This is a genomic window from Glutamicibacter sp. BW80 (assembly GCF_002332385.1).
Classification (GTDB): Bacteria; Actinomycetota; Actinomycetes; order Actinomycetales; family Micrococcaceae; genus Glutamicibacter.
Genome location: NZ_NRGV01000030.1, coordinates 154,240 through 173,872, shown reverse-complemented (window position 1 = coordinate 173,872; position 19,633 = coordinate 154,240). Strand labels below are relative to the sequence as shown.

Annotated in this window: 20 protein-coding genes and 2 tRNA genes; 17 read left to right on the top strand and 5 right to left on the bottom strand. The window is 58.6% G+C overall.

Annotated features, from left to right (window positions below; genetic code table 11):
- The first annotated feature begins 13 nt into the window (after positions 1–13).
- The 12 genes from rplU to CIK76_RS07415 all read left to right on the top strand — a co-directional run bounded on the left by rplU (position 14) and on the right by CIK76_RS07415 (position 9,224).
- Complete coding sequence (gene rplU, locus CIK76_RS07470; RefSeq protein ID WP_096284983.1) at positions 14–322, top strand: 50S ribosomal protein L21; 309 nt, start codon at positions 14–16, stop codon at positions 320–322.
- A 49-nt stretch (positions 323–371) separates the two neighbouring features.
- Positions 372–626, top strand: a complete 255-nt coding sequence (gene rpmA, locus CIK76_RS07465; protein ID WP_096254657.1) for a 50S ribosomal protein L27 — start codon at positions 372–374, stop codon at positions 624–626.
- Between the two features lie 126 nt (positions 627–752).
- Positions 753–2,336 (top strand): GTPase ObgE, encoded by a 1,584-nt coding sequence (gene obgE, locus CIK76_RS07460; RefSeq protein ID WP_096284981.1) that lies wholly within the window; start codon positions 753–755, stop codon positions 2,334–2,336.
- Positions 2,337–2,338: 2 nt separating this feature from the next.
- Positions 2,339–3,484: a glutamate 5-kinase gene (gene proB / locus CIK76_RS07455; protein ID WP_096284979.1), complete on the top strand. Its 1,146-nt coding sequence runs from the start codon at positions 2,339–2,341 to the stop codon at positions 3,482–3,484.
- A 22-nt stretch (positions 3,485–3,506) separates the two neighbouring features.
- Positions 3,507–4,802: a glutamate-5-semialdehyde dehydrogenase gene (locus CIK76_RS07450; RefSeq protein ID WP_255248389.1), complete on the top strand. Its 1,296-nt coding sequence runs from the start codon at positions 3,507–3,509 to the stop codon at positions 4,800–4,802.
- A 106-nt stretch (positions 4,803–4,908) separates the two neighbouring features.
- Positions 4,909–5,118 carry a hypothetical protein gene (locus CIK76_RS07445; protein ID WP_096284975.1) on the top strand — a complete coding sequence of 70 codons (210 nt, stop codon included), beginning with the start codon at positions 4,909–4,911 and terminating at the stop codon, positions 5,116–5,118.
- 2 nt (positions 5,119–5,120) lie between these two features.
- On the top strand, positions 5,121–5,726 hold the full coding sequence (nadD, locus tag CIK76_RS07440) for a nicotinate-nucleotide adenylyltransferase (RefSeq protein ID WP_096284973.1): 606 nt from the start codon (positions 5,121–5,123) through the stop codon (positions 5,724–5,726).
- Positions 5,727–5,807: 81 nt separating this feature from the next.
- On the top strand, positions 5,808–7,421 hold the full coding sequence (locus CIK76_RS07435; RefSeq protein WP_096284971.1) for a hypothetical protein: 1,614 nt from the start codon (positions 5,808–5,810) through the stop codon (positions 7,419–7,421).
- Between the two features lie 48 nt (positions 7,422–7,469).
- Positions 7,470–7,838: a ribosome silencing factor gene (rsfS, locus tag CIK76_RS07430; protein ID WP_096284969.1), complete on the top strand. Its 369-nt coding sequence runs from the start codon at positions 7,470–7,472 to the stop codon at positions 7,836–7,838.
- A gap of 82 nt (positions 7,839–7,920) precedes the next feature.
- Positions 7,921–7,993 (top strand) — tRNA-Ala (locus CIK76_RS07425).
- A 324-nt stretch (positions 7,994–8,317) separates the two neighbouring features.
- Positions 8,318–8,776, top strand: coding sequence for a GatB/YqeY domain-containing protein (locus CIK76_RS07420; protein ID WP_096284967.1), 459 nt, complete (start codon positions 8,318–8,320; stop codon positions 8,774–8,776).
- Positions 8,777–9,151: 375 nt separating this feature from the next.
- Positions 9,152–9,224, top strand: a tRNA-Ala gene (locus CIK76_RS07415).
- A 97-nt stretch (positions 9,225–9,321) separates the two neighbouring features.
- Here the strand turns inward: CIK76_RS07415 and CIK76_RS07410 are convergent.
- The gene (locus CIK76_RS07410; RefSeq protein ID WP_096284965.1) at positions 9,322–9,969 is read right to left on the bottom strand and encodes a DDE-type integrase/transposase/recombinase; all 648 of its coding nucleotides are present in this window, start codon (positions 9,967–9,969) and stop codon (positions 9,322–9,324) included.
- A gap of 549 nt (positions 9,970–10,518) precedes the next feature.
- Positions 10,519–11,271, bottom strand: a complete 753-nt coding sequence (locus tag CIK76_RS07405) for a hypothetical protein (RefSeq protein ID WP_096284963.1) — start codon at positions 11,269–11,271, stop codon at positions 10,519–10,521.
- Between the two features lie 119 nt (positions 11,272–11,390).
- Here CIK76_RS07405 and CIK76_RS07400 point away from each other — a divergent pair, with 119 nt between their 5' ends.
- Positions 11,391–11,948, top strand: a complete 558-nt coding sequence (locus tag CIK76_RS07400; RefSeq protein ID WP_255248388.1) for a TetR family transcriptional regulator — start codon at positions 11,391–11,393, stop codon at positions 11,946–11,948.
- Positions 11,949–12,402: 454 nt separating this feature from the next.
- On the opposite strand, the gene CIK76_RS07390 is transcribed toward CIK76_RS07400, so the two are convergent.
- The gene (locus CIK76_RS07390) at positions 12,403–13,761 is read right to left on the bottom strand and encodes a DUF4232 domain-containing protein (RefSeq protein WP_176484124.1); all 1,359 of its coding nucleotides are present in this window, start codon (positions 13,759–13,761) and stop codon (positions 12,403–12,405) included.
- 327 nt (positions 13,762–14,088) lie between these two features.
- On the opposite strand from CIK76_RS07390, the gene CIK76_RS07385 reads away from it, so the two are divergent.
- From CIK76_RS07385 to CIK76_RS07370, 4 genes are all read left to right on the top strand, one after another.
- Positions 14,089–15,183, top strand: a complete 1,095-nt coding sequence (locus CIK76_RS07385; RefSeq protein ID WP_255248387.1) for a magnesium and cobalt transport protein CorA — start codon at positions 14,089–14,091, stop codon at positions 15,181–15,183.
- Between the two features lie 16 nt (positions 15,184–15,199).
- A complete protein-coding gene (locus tag CIK76_RS07380) occupies positions 15,200–15,826 on the top strand; it encodes a GyrI-like domain-containing protein (protein WP_096284953.1) in 627 nt (208 codons plus the stop codon).
- A 12-nt stretch (positions 15,827–15,838) separates the two neighbouring features.
- Complete coding sequence (locus tag CIK76_RS07375; RefSeq protein ID WP_096284951.1) at positions 15,839–16,303, top strand: protein-tyrosine phosphatase family protein; 465 nt, start codon at positions 15,839–15,841, stop codon at positions 16,301–16,303.
- Between the two features lie 76 nt (positions 16,304–16,379).
- Positions 16,380–17,069: a DNA alkylation repair protein gene (locus CIK76_RS07370; RefSeq protein ID WP_096284949.1), complete on the top strand. Its 690-nt coding sequence runs from the start codon at positions 16,380–16,382 to the stop codon at positions 17,067–17,069.
- A gap of 75 nt (positions 17,070–17,144) precedes the next feature.
- Here CIK76_RS07370 and CIK76_RS07365 read toward each other — a convergent pair whose 3' ends face one another.
- Positions 17,145–18,533, bottom strand: coding sequence for an amino acid permease (locus tag CIK76_RS07365; protein ID WP_096284947.1), 1,389 nt, complete (start codon positions 18,531–18,533; stop codon positions 17,145–17,147).
- Positions 18,530–19,597, bottom strand: coding sequence for a histidinol-phosphate transaminase (gene hisC / locus CIK76_RS07360; RefSeq protein ID WP_096284945.1), 1,068 nt, complete (start codon positions 19,595–19,597; stop codon positions 18,530–18,532). The genes CIK76_RS07365 and hisC overlap by 4 nt, the downstream gene beginning before the upstream one ends.
- Positions 19,598–19,633 lie beyond the last annotated feature (36 nt).

The window sequence follows — 19,633 nt, the reverse complement described above, 5'->3', positions numbered from 1 at the left end:
AGCGAGTACCCACGTGGTGTACGCAATTGTCCGCGCAGGCGGCCACCAGGAGAAGGTTTCCGTTGGAGACCTCATCACCGTAGACCGTCTTCAGGCTGCCCTAGGTAGCTCTATTGACCTTCCAGCCTTGCTGTTGGTAGATGGCGAGAAGGTAACTTCCGCCGCTGCCGACCTGGCTAAGGTCAAGGTCACCGCTGAGGTTGTAGAAAACCTTCGCGGCCAGAAGATTGTTATCCAGAAGTACAAGAACAAGACCGGTTACAAGAAGCGCCAGGGCTTCCGTGCCGCTCTGACCAAGGTCAAGGTCACCTCGATCGCCTAATTTGGGCTGATCGTACTAACCATTTTTGTAGCGAAAGAGGCTAAAAGGCATGGCACATAAGAAAGGTGCGAGTTCCACTCGCAACGGTCGCGATTCCAACGCACAGTACCTAGGCGTAAAGCGCTTTGGCGGTCAGGATGTCAAGGCAGGCGAAATCATCGTTCGCCAGCGCGGCACCCACTTCCACCCAGGCGCCGGCGTAGGCCGTGGCAAGGATGACACTCTGTTCGCTTTGGCTGCTGGCGCAGTCGAGTTCGGCACCCGTCGTGGTCGCCGCGTGGTGAACATTGTAACTGCTGCCTAATTTAGGCGACAGACAATTTTTTGAGTGCACAAGGGGTGGGCCGATTTCGGTCCGCCCCTTGTGTGCGTATAGATAGACTTTAAGCGAGTAGTAACTCGCACCCCCGTTATAGGAGAAGATGGCCCCGTGGCTGCATTCGTTGATCGCGTAACTCTAAATGTCACCGCAGGTAATGGTGGCCACGGTTGTGTGTCCATCAAGCGCGAGAAGTTCAAGCCCCTAGGCGGACCGGACGGGGCAAAGGGCGGAGACGGCGGAAATGTCATCTTGCGCGTTGACCCGCAGGTCACCACGCTGCTTGAATTCCACCACCTGCCACACCGCAAGGCCAACAACGGCGAGCCCGGCCAGGGCGGACTGCGCCCCGGCAAGCAGGGCGAAGACCTGGTCCTCGGCGTGCCTGCGGGCACCGTGGTCAAATCCAAGGATGGCGACATCCTTGCGGACCTGGTCAAGACCGGCGATGAGTTCCTCGCCGCACAAGGCGGCATGGGCGGACTGGGCAACGCGGCCATCGCTTCCGATAAGCGCAAGGCCCCAGGGTTCGCCCTGCTCGGTACCCCGGGCACCGGCCAGGAAGTAGTCCTGGAACTTAAGTCCGTCGCAGATATCGCGCTGGTGGGTTACCCCTCGGCCGGTAAATCCTCGCTGATCGGCTCGATCTCCGCGGCACGTCCAAAGATTGCCGACTACCCATTCACCACGCTGGTACCCAACCTGGGCGTCGTGCAGGCCGGCGAAGTGCGCTTCACCGTCGCCGACGTGCCCGGGCTTATCCCAGGTGCCTCCGAAGGCAAGGGGTTGGGCCATGAGTTCCTGCGCCACGTCGAGCGTTGTGCCGCGATCGTGCACGTGCTGGACTGCGGCTCGCTGGAGACGGACCGCGACCCGATCCACGATTTGGAAACCATCGAAGCGGAACTGGCGGCCTATGAAGCCGACTCCAGCTTCGCTGGAACCGACGGCACTAGCGTTGCTTTGACCGAGCGCCCGAAGCTTATCGCGCTCAATAAAGTAGATATGCCCGACGGCTCCGACATGGCTGAATTCGTGCGCCCAGAGCTCGAAAAGCGCGGCTACCGCGTCTTTGAAATCTCCGCACTGGCACGTAACGGATTACGCGAATTGACCTTCGCCATGGCTGAATTGGTAGAGCAGGCACGCTCCGAGCGTGTCGAAGAAGCCCCGATCGTGGAAGTTCCGATGCTGCGTCAGCGCACCGGCAAGAAGACGGAATTCACCATCCGCCGCGAAGAGGTGAACTTCGAACCACTCTGGCGAGTGATCGGTGAAAAGCCTGAGCGCTGGATCGTGCAGACCGACTTCCGTAACGACGAGGCAGTCGGCTACCTGGCAGACCGCCTGGCTAAGCTGGGTGTTGAAAACCAGTTGTTCAAGGCCGGCGCCAAGCCAGGCGACGCGGTTGTTATCGGCGCCGAAGATAACTCGGTAGTCTTCGACTGGGAGCCAACCATGGCCGCCGGGGCCGAATTGCTCGGCTCGCGCCGTGGCGAGGACATCCGTCTGGAAGACCGAAACCGAAAGACGCGTGAAGAGAAGCGCGCCGAGCATGATGAGCGTCGCGCGGCGAAAGCCGCCGCACGCGAAGAGCTTGAAGCCGAGCGTCGGGCGGGCATTTGGACCGAATCGGTACATGCGAAGAACGCTGAACGCGCTGCTCAGAATCGGGCAGCAGATAAGGAAGACTAAGTATGAATGTGCGAGCAACTAAGACATTATCTTCAATTTCCTCACTTCGAGATCTACCCCAAGCAAGACGCGTCGTCGTAAAGGTGGGATCCAGCTCGTTGACAACTGTCAGCGGCGGGATCTCCCACGAGCGGTTGAAGTTCTTGGCAGATACGCTCGCACACACGCTGCATGATGATACCGAAGTTATTTTGGTTTCCTCTGGCGCTATCGCCGCCGGACTGTCGCCGCTAGGACTGGAAAAGCGTCCGAAAGACCTTGCCACCCAGCAGGCGGCAGCGGCCGTAGGCCAGGGATTGCTGCTGGCGCAGTACACCCAAGAATTCGCAAGACACGACATCAATGTCGGTCAGGTGCTGCTGACGGCAGATGATCTGATGCACCGCAACACGTACACCAATGCGCTGCGCTCGCTCACGCGCTTGCTGAACCTGGGCGTGCTGCCAATCGTGAATGAAAATGATGCGGTAGCTACCCGCGAGATTCGTTTCGGCGACAATGACCGACTCGCCTCGCTGGTCGCCCACCTGATCAAGGCCGATGCGCTGTTGCTCTTCTCCGATGTTGACTCGGTTTATGACGCGCACCCGGAGGACGGCGGAAGCCGCATCTCGCATGTGGGCCATCCCGACGAGCTCGACGCTGTTGACTTGGGCACTCCGGGAGCGGCCGGCGTCGGCACCGGTGGCATGATCACCAAGGTCGACGCGGCCACCATGAGCGCCTCGGCGGGTATTCCGACGCTGGTGACCAGCACCGACAATGCCGCCAGGGCGCTGGCGGGCGAAGACGTGGGAACCTGGTTCGCCGCGCGCAACACGCGCCGCTCGGCCCGTGACGTGTGGTTGGCGCACCTAGCCTCCTCCGAAGGCCGCCTGGTCCTGGACGCCGGTGCGGTGCGTGCCGTGGCGGACGGAACAAATTCCTTGCTTGCCGCGGGCATCACGTCGATTCGCGGAGAGTTCGAAGCCGGGGACGCAGTGGAAATCTGCGATTCAGAGGGCAACATCATTGCTCGTGGGCTAGTGAACTACTCGGCCGAAGAACTTCCGGAAATGCTTGGACGCACTACCGTCGAACTGGCCGAGTTGCTCGGCGAGGGTTACGACAAAGCCGTAGTACATGTCGATGATCTGGCCTTGATCTAAGGAGGCCAATAGAATGGGAGATATGAGTCTAGATTCAGCCGAAACAAAGACCGAATCCACCACCGACGTATTCGCGTCGGTCAACCAGCTGGCAGATCGTGCCCGCCGGGCCTCGCGCACTCTGTCGCGGGCAAACCGTGATTGGAAAGACAAGGCTTTGCGTGCCATCGCAGAGACCATCGATAGCCATCGCCGGGAAATTAAGGCGGCCAACGCCAAAGACCTTGAAAATGGCCGGGAACGCGGCACCAGCGCCGCGCTGCTTGACCGCTTGAAACTTGATGACCAGCGTATCGACGGTTTGATCTCAGCCCTTGAAGAGCTCATCGGACTGCCCGATCCAGTCGGCCGCGTGGTACGCGGCGAAACGCTTCCCAACGGCTTGCGGATGCGGCAGATCAACGTCCCGATGGGCGTGATCGGCACCATCTACGAAGCCCGCCCCAACGTAACAGTCGATATCGCCGGTCTCTCGTTGAAAAGTGGCAACGCAGTATTGCTGCGCGGCGGCTCGGCGGCGCTGAACTCGAATGTCGCTCTGGTGGGATACATCCGCAATGCCCTCGAATCCGTTTCCTTGCCTCGTGACCTGGTAATCTCCGTGGACGAATACGGACGCGAAGGCGCAGACGCGATGATGGCAGCACGTGGACGCATCGACGTGCTGATTCCACGAGGTGGCCGCGAGTTGATCCAGCGGGTGGTCACCACCGCGAAGGTTCCGGTCATCGAGACCGGAGAAGGCAACGTCCACATCTTCATGGGCGCCAGCGCCGATGAGAAAATGGCAACCGATATCCTGCTCAACGCCAAGACCCACCGTCCAAGCGTATGCAATACGGTAGAGACGCTGCTTGTCTCCAAGGATGCTCCGGCCGCACAGGGTGTGCTCAAGGCCTTGGCCAAGGCCGGGGTTACGCTGCACACCGACGCCCGCGCGGCGGCACTGGTCCCAGAGCTGGAAACGATAGCCGCCGGTGAAGATGACTGGCGCAACGAGTATCTGGACCTGGACATCGCGGTGAAGCTGGTGGACACGATGGACGAAGCGCTGGAGCATATCCGCGAATACTCCACCGGACACACCGAAGCAATCATTACCTCGTCTTTGGCCGAGTCCGAACGGTTCATCGCGGAAATCGAGTCTGCGGCAGTGATTGTCAATGCTTCGACCCGCTTTACCGATGGTGGCGAGCTGGGGCTGGGTGCCGAGGTAGGCATCTCTACGCAGAAGATGCATGCGCGTGGACCGATGGGCTTGTCGGAACTGACGACCACCAAATGGATCGTTCAGGGCGACGGGCATATCCGTAAATAGTTTCTGCCCCCTGTCTTCGGTAGGATGTAGAAGAATCGTACCGTTACTTTTCGGACCTGTATTTGCGTCGCAGATTTGGTCTCGATAAAACGTCTGGAGAAATAAGTTGAACGCGCTGATTATGGCTTCTGAAGCTGCATCCACCGGTATTGACCCACATACCATGGCAATCATCGTCGGTGGTGGCATCTTCGTCGCACTGATGGTTCTGCTGCTGGTCACGGTTTCCTACACCAACGTGGGCCTGCGTCACGCAGACCACGACGAAGTGGATGACATTCACCGTCAGTTTAAGGTCCACGGAGACAAGCACTAGTCTTGGCGGATCCACTGAACAAGAACCGCCCATTGCGCCTCGGCGTGATGGGCGGTACTTTTGATCCCATCCACCATGGTCACTTGGTCGCTGCCAGTGAAGTTGCGGCCGAGTACGACTTAGATGAAGTGGTCTTCGTGCCTACCGGCAAGCCCTGGCAGAAGGTTGCCCGAGATGTGACTGCCGCAGAGCACCGTTACCTGATGACGGTGGTCGCTACCGCGTCGAACCCGCGTTTCACCGTGAGCCGCGTCGACATCGACCGTGAGGGTGCAACCTATACGCACGACACGTTGCTTGATCTTCGGGCCGAACGGCCGGAGGCGGAGCTCTTCTTCATCACTGGTGCGGACGCATTGAGCAAAATCGCCAGTTGGAAGGATGTCGATCAGGTCTGGGATCTGGCGCATTTTGTTGGCGTCAGCCGTCCAGGCCACGTTCTGCCAGAACTAGAGCAAGAGAACGTTTCACTATTAGAAATCCCAGCATTGGCGATTTCCTCCACGGATTGTCGTGGGCGCATAGCCCAAGGCAAGCCCGTTTGGTATCTGGTGCCGGACGGTGTGGTGCAGTACATTGCAAAATATGGGCTTTATACCGAGTCGTAACCTCACATTGATGCGTCCAACACGGCATAATCTCTAGGTAAGGGTGACGGTATTTGTCTAAGCGGTCGGGAGAAGAACAGGATGAGCGATAACACGCAGCCGGCTTCAAGCCGGCGAGCTTTGCGTGAAAAGCGGCGCGCTGAAATGGAAGCCATGCTGGCGAGCAGTAAAGCCGAGCAGGACGCCAAGCAGCTCGCTGATCAGAAGGCAACTGAAAAGAAGGATGCAAAGCCTTCGGCAGGTGCCAGCCCAGCTGACCCGAAAACTTCCTCCCCTGCCCCAAAAGCCCCTGCAAAGCCGGTAGCTGGCGCGCAGCAAGGCCAAGGTTCGAATAAGCCGGCAGCGGCGAAGACCCCGTCCGCGACGCCGGCGAATGCTCCGACCGCGACGCCGGCGAATGCTCCGACCGCGGCCGGCAAGGCTGCCGAGCCGAAGCAGGCCGCCGAGAAACCCGCCGAACAGGCGAAGACCGTAGCGCCGGCTAAAAAGACCGCACAAGCCAAGGCCGCACCGTCGCCGGCCAAGCCTGGACAGGCTAAGGGGACGCCAACTCCGGCAAGGCCGACTTCCAGCGCTCCGAAGGCCAAGCCCGCGGCTGGTTCAGTACCGGCTGCCGACACGTCGCACGATGCAGCGGATAAGCCAATGGGGGAGCGCGCTTCCTTGCGCCGCGCTCGCGACCGAGAAGCGCTACGTGAGCGTCGACGCCTTGAAGAAGAAGTCGGCGCACTCACCACAAACATTCCAACGGTCGAGCCAGCCGAAGATCCGAAGCCACTGACTCGCCGTCAGCTACGACTTCAGTCGCTAGCGGATCAGAATCCGGACGCTGCAGATCAGAAGCAGGGCGCCGCTAAGCCGGTGGCCAAGCCAAAGCCTACAGACGACTCGCCGGAAACCACCGTGATGAGTGTGGAGGAAGCGCTGGCCGCACGGCGTTCACATGCGCCCGAAACACTTGTTGATCCGAATCTTTTGAATGATGATGACGGTGAGATTGATCTCGAAGTTCTTGCCCATCAGCGCGAGATGGCGGCACGTGCAGCCATCATTTCTCGCCGGGCCGCAGAACGCGAACGGCTCCGGATTGAGAACGCCAAGAGTGGCAAGGAACAGGCCCTGTCTGATCCGTTCACCGGGGCTCTGGGAAATATTCGCGAAGTCGAAGACCGCATCGCCAAGACCGGCGTGCGGGGCCCGCAGACCGAAAGTGTTTCGCTAGATCTTGATTCCAGGGGCAAATTATCTGACAAACTAAAGCACAATTCGCAGGCTGCCAAGAAGCCAAGCAATGCGAAAGCTCCGCTAAAACCAGCGCCAAAAACTGTAAAGCCTGTAGTCAAGTCCGAGTTGAAGGCTGGAACTGGCAAAACTTCGCCGGCAGCGCCCAAGCCTCAGGCGATGCCAGCGCCGAAACCTGCAGCAAAATCCGCAAGCAAGCCAGCATCGGGTTCAAAGCCCAAGGCACCGGCCTCATCGGTTCCCGCTCCAGCTGAAGCTGGGGCCACACAAGGGAATGTGGAAATGCCGCGCATCGATGCGGTGAATGCCCAAGGCCTGCAGCCTCTGGACGCTCAGACCCACGGTGTGCGACGAGCAAATAACAGGCTGATTGCTATGATCGCGGCGCTCAGCGTCGGCGGTGCAGCGCTTGTTGCGGGCATCGTCATGTTGATCAGTTCGCTTACTTCGTAGGACAATTAAGTTCTTGATCTATACCTCTAAAAGGAGACACCCCACTTCATGGGAGCACACGCAGACTCTATCGCCCTCGTTAACGTTGCAGCATTGGCCGCATCGGACAAGTTGGCAGAAGACATTGTGGCACTTGATGTCGCCGAACGACTGGGCGTAACCGACGCGTTCCTTATCGTCTCCGGTGGCTCTGAGCCACAGGTAAACGCAATTGTTGATGAGATCCAGGCCAAAGTACTCGAAAAGTTTGAGATGCGCCCGGTACGTCGCGAAGGATTCGGCAGGGGACGTTGGGTTCTCCTGGATTACGGCGACGTTGTTGTCCACGTACAGCACCAGGAAGACCGCGTTTTTTACGCTCTAGAGCGTCTATGGTCGGACTGCCCAGTCATTGAACTTGCTACGGAAGCCAAATAAAGCCCTAGTAGCATGGGATTTGCTTCCTGATTCGGCATTCATCTATGATTAGTGAGTTGCCTTATCCGGTAGCAATCCTTTTGGGGGTATGGCGCAGTTGGTAGCGCGTCTGCATGGCATGCAGAAGGTCAGGGGTTCGAATCCCCTTATCTCCACAAATCTGAAGAGTCGCGACATCGTTTACAGATGAGTTGCGACATGCTTTACAAATCTTCATCGGAATCCCTCGGCCAGCGGTCGGGGGTTTTCTGTTTTCGATCCCGTTGCCAAGAATCGGCCGCGAAATGACCTGCTCCATTGTGCCTTCAGGGATTGTTGGAACGCTAGGCAGTTTCACGCCAACGGGCCGTATCTGGAAGTAGTGGATAGATTGCTGCCTGACAGGGTGAGATTCCGAAATAACTCAGCCTATGCCGTTTTAAGCGTTGATTGAACTAGCGAGTAGAGTCGGTCTCAGAAGTTACTAGAGGAGAAAAGCCATGAGCTTAAAAGAACGCCTTCGCGATGACAGCATTATTCACCTGAAAGCAGGGAATGAGCTGGAAAAGACCACCTTGCGAAATATCTTGAGTGCCATCGGCACCAGAGAGAAATCTGGTAAGAATCCAACGGAGATGACCGACCAGGATGTCGAGAACCTTCTCCGTAAAGAGGTCGCCAATCGAGAAGAAACTGCAAAAGTTGCGTCCGCGGATAACCGCGAGGAGATGGCCAAGCGAGAATTGGCCGAAGCTGCATTCATCTCGACGTACTTGCCGAAGGTACTGACCGAGGATGAGGCTCAGGGCATCGTGGATCGGATTATGGCGGAACTTTCCGCCGATCATGCACTCACCATGAAAGATATGGGCTCTGCGATGAAGGCGGTAGGCGCTGAAATCGCTGGACGTTTTGATGGTAAGGCTGTATCGCAAATGGTGCGCGCCAAACTTAGCTAATTGGCCCCCATGGTCTACCTTGGGGTCAATCCAGGGAGATTACGGTAGAAACACTGCCTGCAGACCGCAATGGCAATTGAAATTCGGGGTACCAAGCCGTGAACGTGGCTTGGTACCCCGAATTTTCCATTTACGCACGTATTGCAATGCTCGTTCGTGAAAACACACGTCAAGCATTGCTTGACGTCAGGATTTGCATTAATCAGCGACAGAATATTGGCAATGAGAACGGTTGTTCCTCGACGCCGACTTAAGCGATCGCCCGGAGCTCTACCTGCGTGGTCAATCCTTGATGGTAATCCTCAAATTTTACAGACCCGAGAATGCATTATTCTGCTCCTCGAAGATGCAGGGGAGTAGGATCATTGGTGTTGAGGGGCTATAGCTCAGTTGGTAGAGCGCTTCGTTCGCAACGAAGAGGTCAGGGGTTCGATTCCCCTTAGCTCCACAATTGTGAAGAGTCGAGACATCGTTTACAGATGAGTCGCGACATGCTTTACAAATTATCATCGGATTCCCCCGGCCATCGGCCGGGGGATTTCTGTTTATCGGACCAGTATAACCAGTCCGTTGTCGGTCAAGGTGCTTTGCGGTGGTCCGTAGTGGTTGAGGCACCAGGTAAAGCTGTCGATGACGATTTGTGTGGTGATTTTTTCGTGGACTGAGTAGTGCAGCAGGTATCGGGAGTGGTCATCGAGCCAATGAGGGATTTCGACGGTGTGCCCGTTGGCGAGTGTCGCTTCGGTGAAGTCTGATTGCCAGGTCTCGTTCGGCTGATCAGATTGGAGGCGGTGCAGGCTGCTCTTGGGACGTTTCTTAGGTTGTGGGGTGACCAGGCCGTGGGCGTGCAGGATGCGGCGGATGGTGGATGTGGACGGGACGTGCAGGTGTTCTTTGTCCAGGTGGTACTGGATGGTCATCGGGCCTGCGTCCAGGCCATTGGCGCTGAGGGTGTGGCGTAGTTCGAGGATGCGTGCTGTGAGCTCGGGTGTGGTGGAGCGGGGATTGGTGTGTGGTTTTTTGCTGGCAGGTTCCAGGGCGGTGTCGCCGCAGTCGCTGCAGTCGCCGCAGTCGTCGTAGGCGCGTAGTAGTTGGTAGATGCGTTGCCGGGAAATCTTGTAGGCCCGGGAGGCTGCGGTGACGCTCATGCCGGCGTCGCGGATCTGGTGGACGATGACATGGTTTCTAGACATGTAATAGTGTCAAGGATGACGCGATTCATAGGTCAAGGTGCGAGTGTCAATGATGTCCCGACTCATGAGTCAAATATGTCGTGAACCCAGACACCGTTAGCTCCACCAAACGTTTCATCCTCGAACCGTTGCCCGTTTGTTTGCGGGTAGGGTTTGTGACGCTCCCTGTCGTGCAGTGGTCCGGTGCCGGCCACACTAGATGAGTTCGTGCGTTACGTCATGCGCCGTTATTCGATCACGTGTCGTCAGGAGTTGAGCGTGGCGGTCGGTGGCGTCCGTGCCGCACGGGCTGCCGGGTAGAGGCCGGCGACGAGGGTTGCACATTCGGCCACGCCGATCGCTGCCGGTGGTAGGGCAAAACGCCAGTTGTTGATGAGACCCACGACCGCTGTGGCAACTGCTCTGAGGGCGGCTGCGGGAAGACCTGCTGTGGCCGGGTTCAGCGTCCGCAGTTTTGAACGTCCTCTCCCGCGCATAGCCTGATTCCCGATTCCTGCTGCGTCCGTGACGGAGGGCACGATCGCCGCGCGTTCTGCGGGAGCCGGCCGATCACATGTGTCGCCTGTATATGATGGGCTGGGCGGCAATGGTGTTGGCGGCAAAGTTCGCCAGGACGAACCTGCGGAAGCTCGGCCGCAGCAGTAGGTGTGGCAGGAACGATCTGAAGTTCGGCCAGCTGCAGTGGTTGATAAGGGCGTAGTCGTGGGAGGCTTCGGGCAACGGTTGCATGGGGACTGAGTCCGCGAGTGCCGTCGTGCGTTGGAACCAGCCTGCAGTGTATTCCCACACGGCGCGGACTGTCTTGGGATCTGCGCTGTGAAAGTAGTTGAACAGGAACACATTTCCAGGGTCGTGATCGACGTCGGCGATTCGCGCAGGGCTGCTTGCGGTGAGCTGATGCATGCGCCGGGCACGCGTATCGAGCAATGTCACCAGCTTTTGCCAAGCCTGATCTGTGCGGATCGCGTCCAGATCTGTCACGGTACGCGTGCGGACGAGCAAGACAATATCGTAGCGTGCTGGTGCGACTCCGGCGGCCCGCAGCAGTCGTCCGCCTTCTCCTGGTGGCCGCAACGCCGCACGGAATGCTGTTGCTTCTATGACGTTGTCTCGGTTGTTGAGGCTCTGCAGCAACGGTTCGACCTGGTCGAGCGCTTCACTCCGTGCCCGCGTCGGGAGTGGGAATGGTCCTGCCCAGTGGCCGACCTCAATGGCAATGAGAGCGAAGCCGTTGTCCGTGGGAGCTTGAAGTCGCGCTGGGTCTGCCCGGTGATCATTGATGAACGTGATTTCTTTTTCCATTTCCACTCCTTGCATGTCAACGCTTGTTGGCATAAATGCTATGACTGGCCGGTGATGATGTCAACAAGTGTTGGCGTACACTTGGGGTCATGCGTAGGTCGTCGACGGAAACTAAAGCCATGATCCTGGATGCAGCAAAGTTGAGGTTCGCTGCCGACGGATACGATCGGGCCACGATCCGGGCGATCGCCGCGGATGCCAGCATTGACCCCGCGATGGTGATGCGCTATTTCGGCAACAAGGCAAGTCTGTTCGCCGCGGCCGCCGAGATCGATCTCGAACTACCGGATCTGGCCGAGGTCTCCTCCGACCAGATCGGCGCGGCCATCGTCACCCACTTCCTCGAACGGTGGGAACGCGACGATTCCCTCCTGATCCTCTTGCGGTCAGGAGTCACCGATGACGCGGCAGCAGAACGCATGCGGTCGATCTTCACCGCTCAGCTCGTGCCAGTGGCTGCCATGGCGAGTCCTGACCCCACCCAAGGGGTGACCCGGGCCGCGCTGGCGGCCACGCAGATCCTGGGGATGGCGTTGTGTCGCTTTGTGCTCGCCTTCCCACCCGTCGCAAGTATGTCTCGAACTCAGATCGTTGCATGGCTCGGACCGACCATTCAGCACTACCTCACCGGCAGTGAACCGATCACCTCTCCGCCAGGTCAGGCCAACGATCTATGAATGGTCCGCCACGTATGAACGCGGACATGCCGAGAGCTGTGTCTTGGAATCACCCTCAGCATCGACGCATCCGAGGACTCGACCTCAAGTGCGATGAGCCGCCTATGCCGTGCGGATTGCGACGCCCGACTGTCGCAGCTTCCTGCCGATGGTCTCGCGGTGGACACCGAACCGCCGCGCGAGCGTTCGCATCGAGTCGCCGTCCTGGTAGCACTGCACGATCTGTGGGATCTGCTCGTCGCTGAGCTTCGGGCGCCGTCCCGGGGTTTGAGTAGATTCTCGCTTCAGGGTTGTGCTCCCGTTTCTTCTCTGGCTCTTCCTCGCCAGATCGATGAGACGAAATGCCTAGTCAGCAGACAGCCTGGGATGGAAGTAGTTTCCTAGGATGTCCACAAAAATCCCTAAGCATGTTGTCCGTGCGTCCTCGGCCAGCCCTCGGATCGGCTAGGCATATCTAGGTTGGCTTATTCCATCCTTCGAGCGCTTGCACCCAAGGACTGACTTCTACCTCAGCGCCGTCGAGCACATCCAGCGTGGTGTCCTGGCCGTCTATTCGTGGAATCAATTTCACCGGTTCGAGTCCGGGAAAGAGGCTGACCTCCAGGCTTTCGGTTTCGTCGGGATCGTTGGCCGTAGACATGGCGGCCCATTTCATCGTGGACATTGCGGTTTCCCCGGCCGGTATGAGCACCAGTTCGGGCGAAATAGTAGGGGTGGCGATAATGGTGACGTCTTCTTGAGATTCACCAAGGCCATTGAAAAATTCGATAGCCGCCAGCCCCTGAACTGCACAAGGCTGATTGGAAACGTTCGTGGCAAAGACCGAAAGATACCGCGAACCCAATGCAGCGTCCGGGGCGCTCAGGGTGAAACGGACTGCCTCGGTGGTGCAATAAGAAGCATCGGGATCTCGTGTCCAGGGTTCGACGCCCTCGGGCAGCGGCGCTGGTGACGGGATAAGTGCCGCGGGAAGTACCTCGCCGATCCAACCGTCGACAATCTTCGCAAATCCGGGAGACGAGATGGAGTATTTCAACGGTTCGTTGTTTGGCGGGGTGCGTTGCTCAAGCCAGCCTTGGATGGCTCGTGTCTCGACCGAGCTATCAGGTGACGTGGTGTGAATGGACAGCGACTGACTGCCGTAAATGGCGCTCCCTACGTCCTGCAAGGCTCCGGCATCGATAACGAGCTCAAGTTTTTCCAGGTCGATCGTTGCATCGGGGGTATAGCGCACGGAGCGGTCTTCGGCTTCGAAGCTCACCAAGTAGTTCTGTTGCACAGCGAGTTCGGCTAGCGTCTTCAGGCTTTGCGAATCAGCGGCAACCACAGAAGAGTTAGTCACTCGCAAGGCCCCGGCATCTCTGAATTCGTAGGCCTGCTTGAGCTCCGCACCAAGGTCTTCCCGCGGGAGAATGCTCAGCGGATAATATTTGCCGGTCGTCGCGCCCGTATTAATGACTTGCGGTTTACCTATAGTGAATTGCGAGTAGTGATTCAGCGTTACACCTGGAAGCGAAATCCCCTGAGTGATCCGCTCCGCCCGAAGTGCCGCGGCAGCAGCTTCGGAGGCCACCGGATCTTCCGAAAGCCGTATCGTCCACGTTGCCGTGGCTTGATCACCGTCTTTGGGATCTGCGGACGTAACCTCGTACTCCAGCTCCACCGATGCCACGCCGTTCAGTTCCTGGATCTCATCAAATTTCTCGCAGACGGACGCCGGCGCATCGCATGGATCCCAAGGATTCCAAAGGACAAGCCACGTTGCGATTAAAACCAGGGCGGTGACCAACGCGATCACTGGAGATCTCTTCACGTGCTCACCGTACCAAAGCCAAAGCAAGGCGATCGATTCGGAGGCTTTGACTCCTTCCGGGCTGGGGCGGGATAACTGACCATCATTCGATTGGGTCCGTCGGCGTTGCACGGGTTCGTCTGGGAAATCCTTTGCCCAACGCTGGGAATCGCCGTTCGAGTCCATGCCTGTCCAGCATTCGATTCGGTAAAACGCGCGTGGAGCCACAGAAAACCCCGGCGGCCATATAGCTTAGAGATACGCTACTTTGAATCCGGGTCGATAAAACGGATCGTCGCGGAATCTGCCGACGACCAAAGTTTCGTTGGTATTGGGATAGGAGCCTAGGTGAGGGAACCTACACGCAGGGTCATAGGCCGTACGAGCCGCGAAAATGATCTGCAGAAGTACGAGCATGCCCCGGTCATGGTCAGATTCATCGAGCATGGAACGGTGCACGCTGCCCCTGCCGGAACCACCGCGGCAAGCGCCGTGGAGTACGCTGCGAGTGCCGCCGGGAGGGCTTCGCTCAGCCTGTACCCCACGCCAGATGAGCAGGATATCCATGAGCTTGCCGAAGCATGGCAGTTGCACCCGGTCTTGGTTGACGACTTGATGCACGCGCAGCAGCGGCCAAAGCTGGAACGCTATGGCGAGATCCTCCTGCTGGTTGTCCGCTCGGCGCAGTATCTGGATGAACATGAGGAAGTTGAGCTCTCAGAGTTCCATATCCTGCTTCGGCAGGGATCTATCGCGGTCCTGTGCCAAGACCATCGGTGGATCGACGGCACACCTGGTCTGGAACTTGAAACTACCGTCGCCGATGAATTTGTCGCTCGCGACCGCACCTTGCTGACCGACCATAAACTACTGAGCATGGGCGCCGAAGCGGTGCTGTATCGGCTACTAGACGAGATCGTCGACGGCTATGTCCCGGTTCTGCAAGGCTTGGGAATCGATAAGGAACAGATCGAACGTCAGGTGTTCAGCGGTGACGCCGCGGTCACCGAACGTATTTACCGATTGAGCCAAGAAGTCATCGACATGCAGCATTCAACGGCATCATTGCTCGAAGTCGTTCGCTCGCTATCGGACGGATTCACCAAATACGATGTTCCGAATGAGCTGCAGACCTACCTGCAGGACGTGACAGATCACCTGACCCGCGCACACGCCCAGACGGTGGAATACCGGGACGCGCTGTCACAGATTTTGAATGTTAATTCGACACTTGTGGCCCAACGCCAAAACGAGGACATGAAAAAAATATCAGGCTGGGCAGCGATCCTTTTCGCGCCGACCCTGATTGCAGCGATTTACGGAATGAACTTTGACGTAATGCCCGAACTGCACTGGGCGTTTGGCTACCCAGCGGCAGTCGTCTTGATGATTGGATTCGCGGCATTCCTCTACATCACGTTCCGGCGTCGCCGGTGGTTCTAAGGAAACGGATACTCTCATGGACGCGAAAGTAGATCTCAAGAAAACTCTTCCAAGCTATAAGGCCAAACATGAGGTGTTCGGCATAGTCGAGGTGCCCGAACTGCAATATCTCATGATCGACGGGCACGGGGACCCGAACACCTCGGTCGAATATGCTCAAGCCCTGCAGGCGCTGTATCCGGTGGCCTACAAGCTGAAGTTCATGAGCAAACGTGAACATGGCAGGGACTACGTTGTCATGCCCTTAGAAGGGCTCTGGTGGGCGCAAGACATGTCGGCATTTACCGAGCACAGAGACAAATCCCAATGGGACTGGACCATGATGATCCTGCAGCCCGAATGGATCGACAGCACCATGTTTGAAACCATCCGTGAGCAACTGGCCGAGAAGGAACCTCCAGCTGCACTGGACAAGGTGAGGCTTGAAGCATTCGCAGAGGGGCTGTGTGCGCAAACCCTGCATATAGGTGCCTATGACGATGAAGCCCAAACGCTGCACCGGATGCATCGGCAATTCATCCCCGATCAGGGACTGGAGCTGACCGGCAAGCATCACGAAATTTACCTCAGTGACCCGCGCCGCGTTGCACCGGCCAAGCTGCGCACAATCCTTCGCCAGCCGGTACGATCCATCATCGAATAGCGGGTACAGCCGATGACGAGCGGACGCTCACCTGACGAACCAAAGATATGGACCGAGCAAGAACATCTGGTGCGGCTTCCCGATGGGGTCCTGATCCGCGGTTCGAGCCTGCAACAAAGCAAGGTCCTGCCGCCACCTGATTTTGGCGTGTATCTGCTGGGAAAAGATCCACGATTCACCGACCGTGAATACCGGTGGGTGAAATGGCGTGATTTCTCGATTCCTTCATCCACTGCAGGCACCTTGGAGGCGTTACGCCAAGCGTATGGGAGAGCGTCCAAGGAGCGCGTGGAAATTGCTTGTCGCGGGGGAGCGGGAAGAACCGGAACCGCACTGGCCGTAGTGGCTGTGCTCGGTGGGGTTCAGGCCTCCGACGCGGTGGAATGGGTCAGGCATAACTATCATCCAAAGGCAGTCGAGACGCCAGGGCAGCGACGCTGGCTGCTCACGGTCTTGCCTGATCTGCAAATGGACTAGCATCACTGATCCCCAAGCCAGAAGGACTTGGCCTGGTGCAGGGGCACCGCGAGAGAATTTGAGAGAAGATGAAGGTATGAGCACCGATATTGGACTGAACCCGTCGAGCACCGTTGCAGAGGTGCAAGAGGCCTTAGCTGCCTTGGAGAACCCGAAGATGCGTGCAGTTAACGAAAAGCGCGGTGATGATTTCGGCGTAAACCTGGGCAAATTGCGAGCGTTGGCCAAAGCGCTGAAGAGCAACCAGGAGCTTGCCGTCGAACTATGGAAGACCGGGCAAACGACGCCGCGACTGGTGGCCATTCTCATCTGCAAACCGCGTGCATTCTCGCTGGATGACCTTGAACATTGGATCCGTGAAGGCGATCGTCCGAAGGTTCAGGGCTGGTTCCTGAGCTACGTAGTGAAGAAAAGCAAGCACCTCGAAGAACTGCGCCAGCGATTAATGCAGGATCCGGACCCGGTGATCGCCAGTGCCGGTTGGGAGCTCACCGCGCATCAGGTCATCAAGGCACCGGACAACCTCGACCTGGACAAATTACTCGATGTGATCGAAGCCGAGATGAAGCAGGCCCCGGAACGGCTCCAGTGGGCCATGAATAACACGCTGGCGCAGATTGGTATCTCAAACGCAGGACTGCGTGCCCGGGCTTTGGAAATCGGGGAGACGCTGCAGGTCTTGGCGGATTATCCAACGTCGCCGGGTTGCACCTCGCCTTTCGCTCCCATCTGGATCAATGAGATGGTCAAGCGCCAGAAAGACTAGCTGCCGCCGTTAATGGCGCAGAGGCCGGCGGAACCTGTTGGGTTCCGCCGGCCTCTGCGCGTTATGCGCTGTGCTCTAGTGCTGGTGCGTGGTGGCACCCAGACGCAGCACCTTGGATACCAGCCACAGCGCACCGGTCAGTCCGAGCGTGAGCAGCAGCTGGGTCCGGGCCACCGCGTCGGTCATCGCGATGCACACGATAAGCACCATCATGGCGATGGTCGCCAAGGACAGGTACGGGAAGCCCCAGAGCTTCAGCGGAAGTTCCGTGCCTTCGCGCTCGGCGCGGCGGCGCAGGATGTACTGCGTCACCGCGATGAAGCACCAAATCACGATGATTGTCGAGCCAACGACATTCAACAGGATCGGCATAACTGCATCGGGCCAGATCCAGTTCAACCCGACGGCAATGAATGAGAAAGCAACCGAGCTGAGCACCGCCTTGGCCGGTACTCCCTTTCCGGTCACGTGAGTCACCGAACGAGGGGCCATCTTGCGGGTACCGAGCGAGTACAGCATGCGCGAAGCACCGTAGATGTTCGCGTTCATGGCTGAGAGCAGTGCGATCACCACGACGGCGCTCATCAGCAATTCCACGCCAGGGACGTTCAGCACGCCCAAGACCGCGGAGAACGGACCGTCGACGATGGACGGGGTATTCCATGGCAGGATCGCCACGATCACGATGATGGAACCGAGGTAGAAGAACATGATTCGCATCATCACCGATTTGATGGTGCGTTTGATGTTGCCCTGCGGGTCATCGGATTCGGCTGCGGCGATGGATACAACCTCGGTGCCGCCGAAGGAGAAGATCACGATCAGCAGGGCCGCTGCAATGCCGGTGAGCCCGGCCGGCGCGAAACCACCATGCGAGGCGAGGTTGGCCAGGCCAACCGGCGCATCGGTCGGGATGAGGCCGAACAAGACCAGCGCGCCGACGGCCAGGAAGGCGATAATCGCCGCGACCTTGATGAAGGCAAACCAGAATTCGAACTTGCCGTAATTGCCCACGCCCAAGAGATTCGCGCCGGTGAAGAGCACCACGAAGCCCAAGACCCAGGTCCATTGCGGGAAGCCAGGGAACCAGGCGGCGACAATGGCCGCCGCGCCGGTGGCTTCTGCGGCAATCACCACGACCAGCTGGATCCAGTACAGCCAGCCGACGGTGCTTCCGGCGCTGCTGCCCATCGCCTTGTGCGCGAAGGTGCTGAAGGCGCCAGAGGACGGATCGGCCGCGACCATTTCGGCGAGCATCGACATGATCACGATGACCACGGTGCCGGCGATGAGGTAGGAGAGCAGTACGGCCGGGCCGGCAATGGAGATGGCCTGGCCGGAACCTATGAACAGCCCCGCGCCAATCGCTCCGCCCAGACCCATCATCGAGATCTGGCGCTGGCTTAGCCCTGCATGGAGTTTTGGTGAGTTATCCGCCGCGCGGACCTTGGTTTGCATGCTCATACGCTAGCTACCTGTACCTTGCTGGTGACGGCAGCCAAGACGCGGTCAACGTCCTGAACGCTGCCTGAAGAGATGCGCAGGCCTTCGCCCGGGAAGGCGCGGACCACTACATTGCCTTCGCGCAACAGGGCTTCGAGCTCGGCGGTGCGATCCGCCGCCGCTACCCAGACGAAATTCGCCTCGGAAGGTACCGCCGGGTATCCGGCAGCCAGCAGGCCTTCAAGCATCCGCTCGCGCTGTTCGACGACCTCGTCGATGCGCACGCCAAGTTCGTCGGCGGCTTCGAGGGAGGCCACCGCTGCACGCTGAGCCAGATCGGTGACGCCAAAAGGCACCGCAACCTTGCGCAGGTTCTGCGCTACGGGCTTGGGGCTGACCGCATAGCCGATCCGCAGGCCGGCCAAGCCGTAGGCCTTGGAAAAGGTGTGGAGGACCGCGACGTGCGGGTACTTGCGAAATAGCGCAAGGCCGTCGGCGCGGATATCGGAACGGTCAAAGTGAACGTAGGCTTCGTCGATGACCACCAGAATATTCCGGGGGACGGAGGCGACGAACTCTTCCAAGGCGTCCGCCGCAACGACGGTACCCGTGGGATTGTTCGGGTTGCAGATGAAAATGAGCCGGGTGCGCTCGGTGATCGCGTCCAGCATTGCTGGCAGGTCATGCTTGAATTCGGCATCCAGCGGAATCTCGACCGGAACCGCGCCGGCAATGCGCACCAGCGATGGGTACGCCTCAAAAGAGCGCCAGGCGAACATGACCTCGTCGTCTTCGCCGGTGACTGCATGAATGAGCTGGGAGGCGACCTCAACCGAACCGGCGCCCAGGCTGATCTCTGCCGGGTCCAAGTCGTACTGCTCAGCCAACGCCGTGATCAGCTCCGGTGCCGCCATATTCGGGTAGCGGTGAATGCTTTCCAGACCCTCGGCGATGCTCTGCACCACCGAAGGCAGGGGAGCGTGCGGCGATTCATTCGACGAGAGCTTCGAAGCGCCCGGAGCCGCCGATTTTCCCTGGCGGTAAGCCGGCACTGCGGCAAGGGAGGGGCGTTGATTGATGTTCATTGATTCCTCTCTAAAAGTCATGAACCGCTTGGAACA

Bases quoted from the DNA above. Each gene is read 5' to 3' on its own strand.
- rpmA (WP_096254657.1), top strand. From the start codon at position 372: ATGGCACATAAGAAAGGTGCGAGTTCCACTCGCAACGGTCGCGATTCC.
- proB (WP_096284979.1), top strand. From the start codon at position 2,339: ATGAATGTGCGAGCAACTAAGACATTATCTTCAATTTCCTCACTTCGA.
- CIK76_RS07450 (WP_255248389.1), top strand. From the start codon at position 3,507: ATGAGTCTAGATTCAGCCGAAACAAAGACCGAATCCACCACCGACGTA.
- CIK76_RS07435 (WP_096284971.1), top strand. From the start codon at position 5,808: ATGAGCGATAACACGCAGCCGGCTTCAAGCCGGCGAGCTTTGCGTGAA.
- rsfS (WP_096284969.1), top strand. From the start codon at position 7,470: ATGGGAGCACACGCAGACTCTATCGCCCTCGTTAACGTTGCAGCATTG.
- CIK76_RS07420 (WP_096284967.1), top strand. From the start codon at position 8,318: ATGAGCTTAAAAGAACGCCTTCGCGATGACAGCATTATTCACCTGAAA.
- CIK76_RS07410 (WP_096284965.1), bottom strand. From the start codon at position 9,969: ATGTCTAGAAACCATGTCATCGTCCACCAGATCCGCGACGCCGGCATG.
- CIK76_RS07405 (WP_096284963.1), bottom strand. From the start codon at position 11,271: ATGGAAAAAGAAATCACGTTCATCAATGATCACCGGGCAGACCCAGCG.
- CIK76_RS07400 (WP_255248388.1), top strand. From the start codon at position 11,391: ATGATCCTGGATGCAGCAAAGTTGAGGTTCGCTGCCGACGGATACGAT.
- CIK76_RS07380 (WP_096284953.1), top strand. From the start codon at position 15,200: ATGGACGCGAAAGTAGATCTCAAGAAAACTCTTCCAAGCTATAAGGCC.
- CIK76_RS07375 (WP_096284951.1), top strand. From the start codon at position 15,839: ATGACGAGCGGACGCTCACCTGACGAACCAAAGATATGGACCGAGCAA.
- CIK76_RS07370 (WP_096284949.1), top strand. From the start codon at position 16,380: ATGAGCACCGATATTGGACTGAACCCGTCGAGCACCGTTGCAGAGGTG.
- CIK76_RS07365 (WP_096284947.1), bottom strand. From the start codon at position 18,533: ATGAGCATGCAAACCAAGGTCCGCGCGGCGGATAACTCACCAAAACTC.
- hisC (WP_096284945.1), bottom strand. From the start codon at position 19,597: ATGAACATCAATCAACGCCCCTCCCTTGCCGCAGTGCCGGCTTACCGC.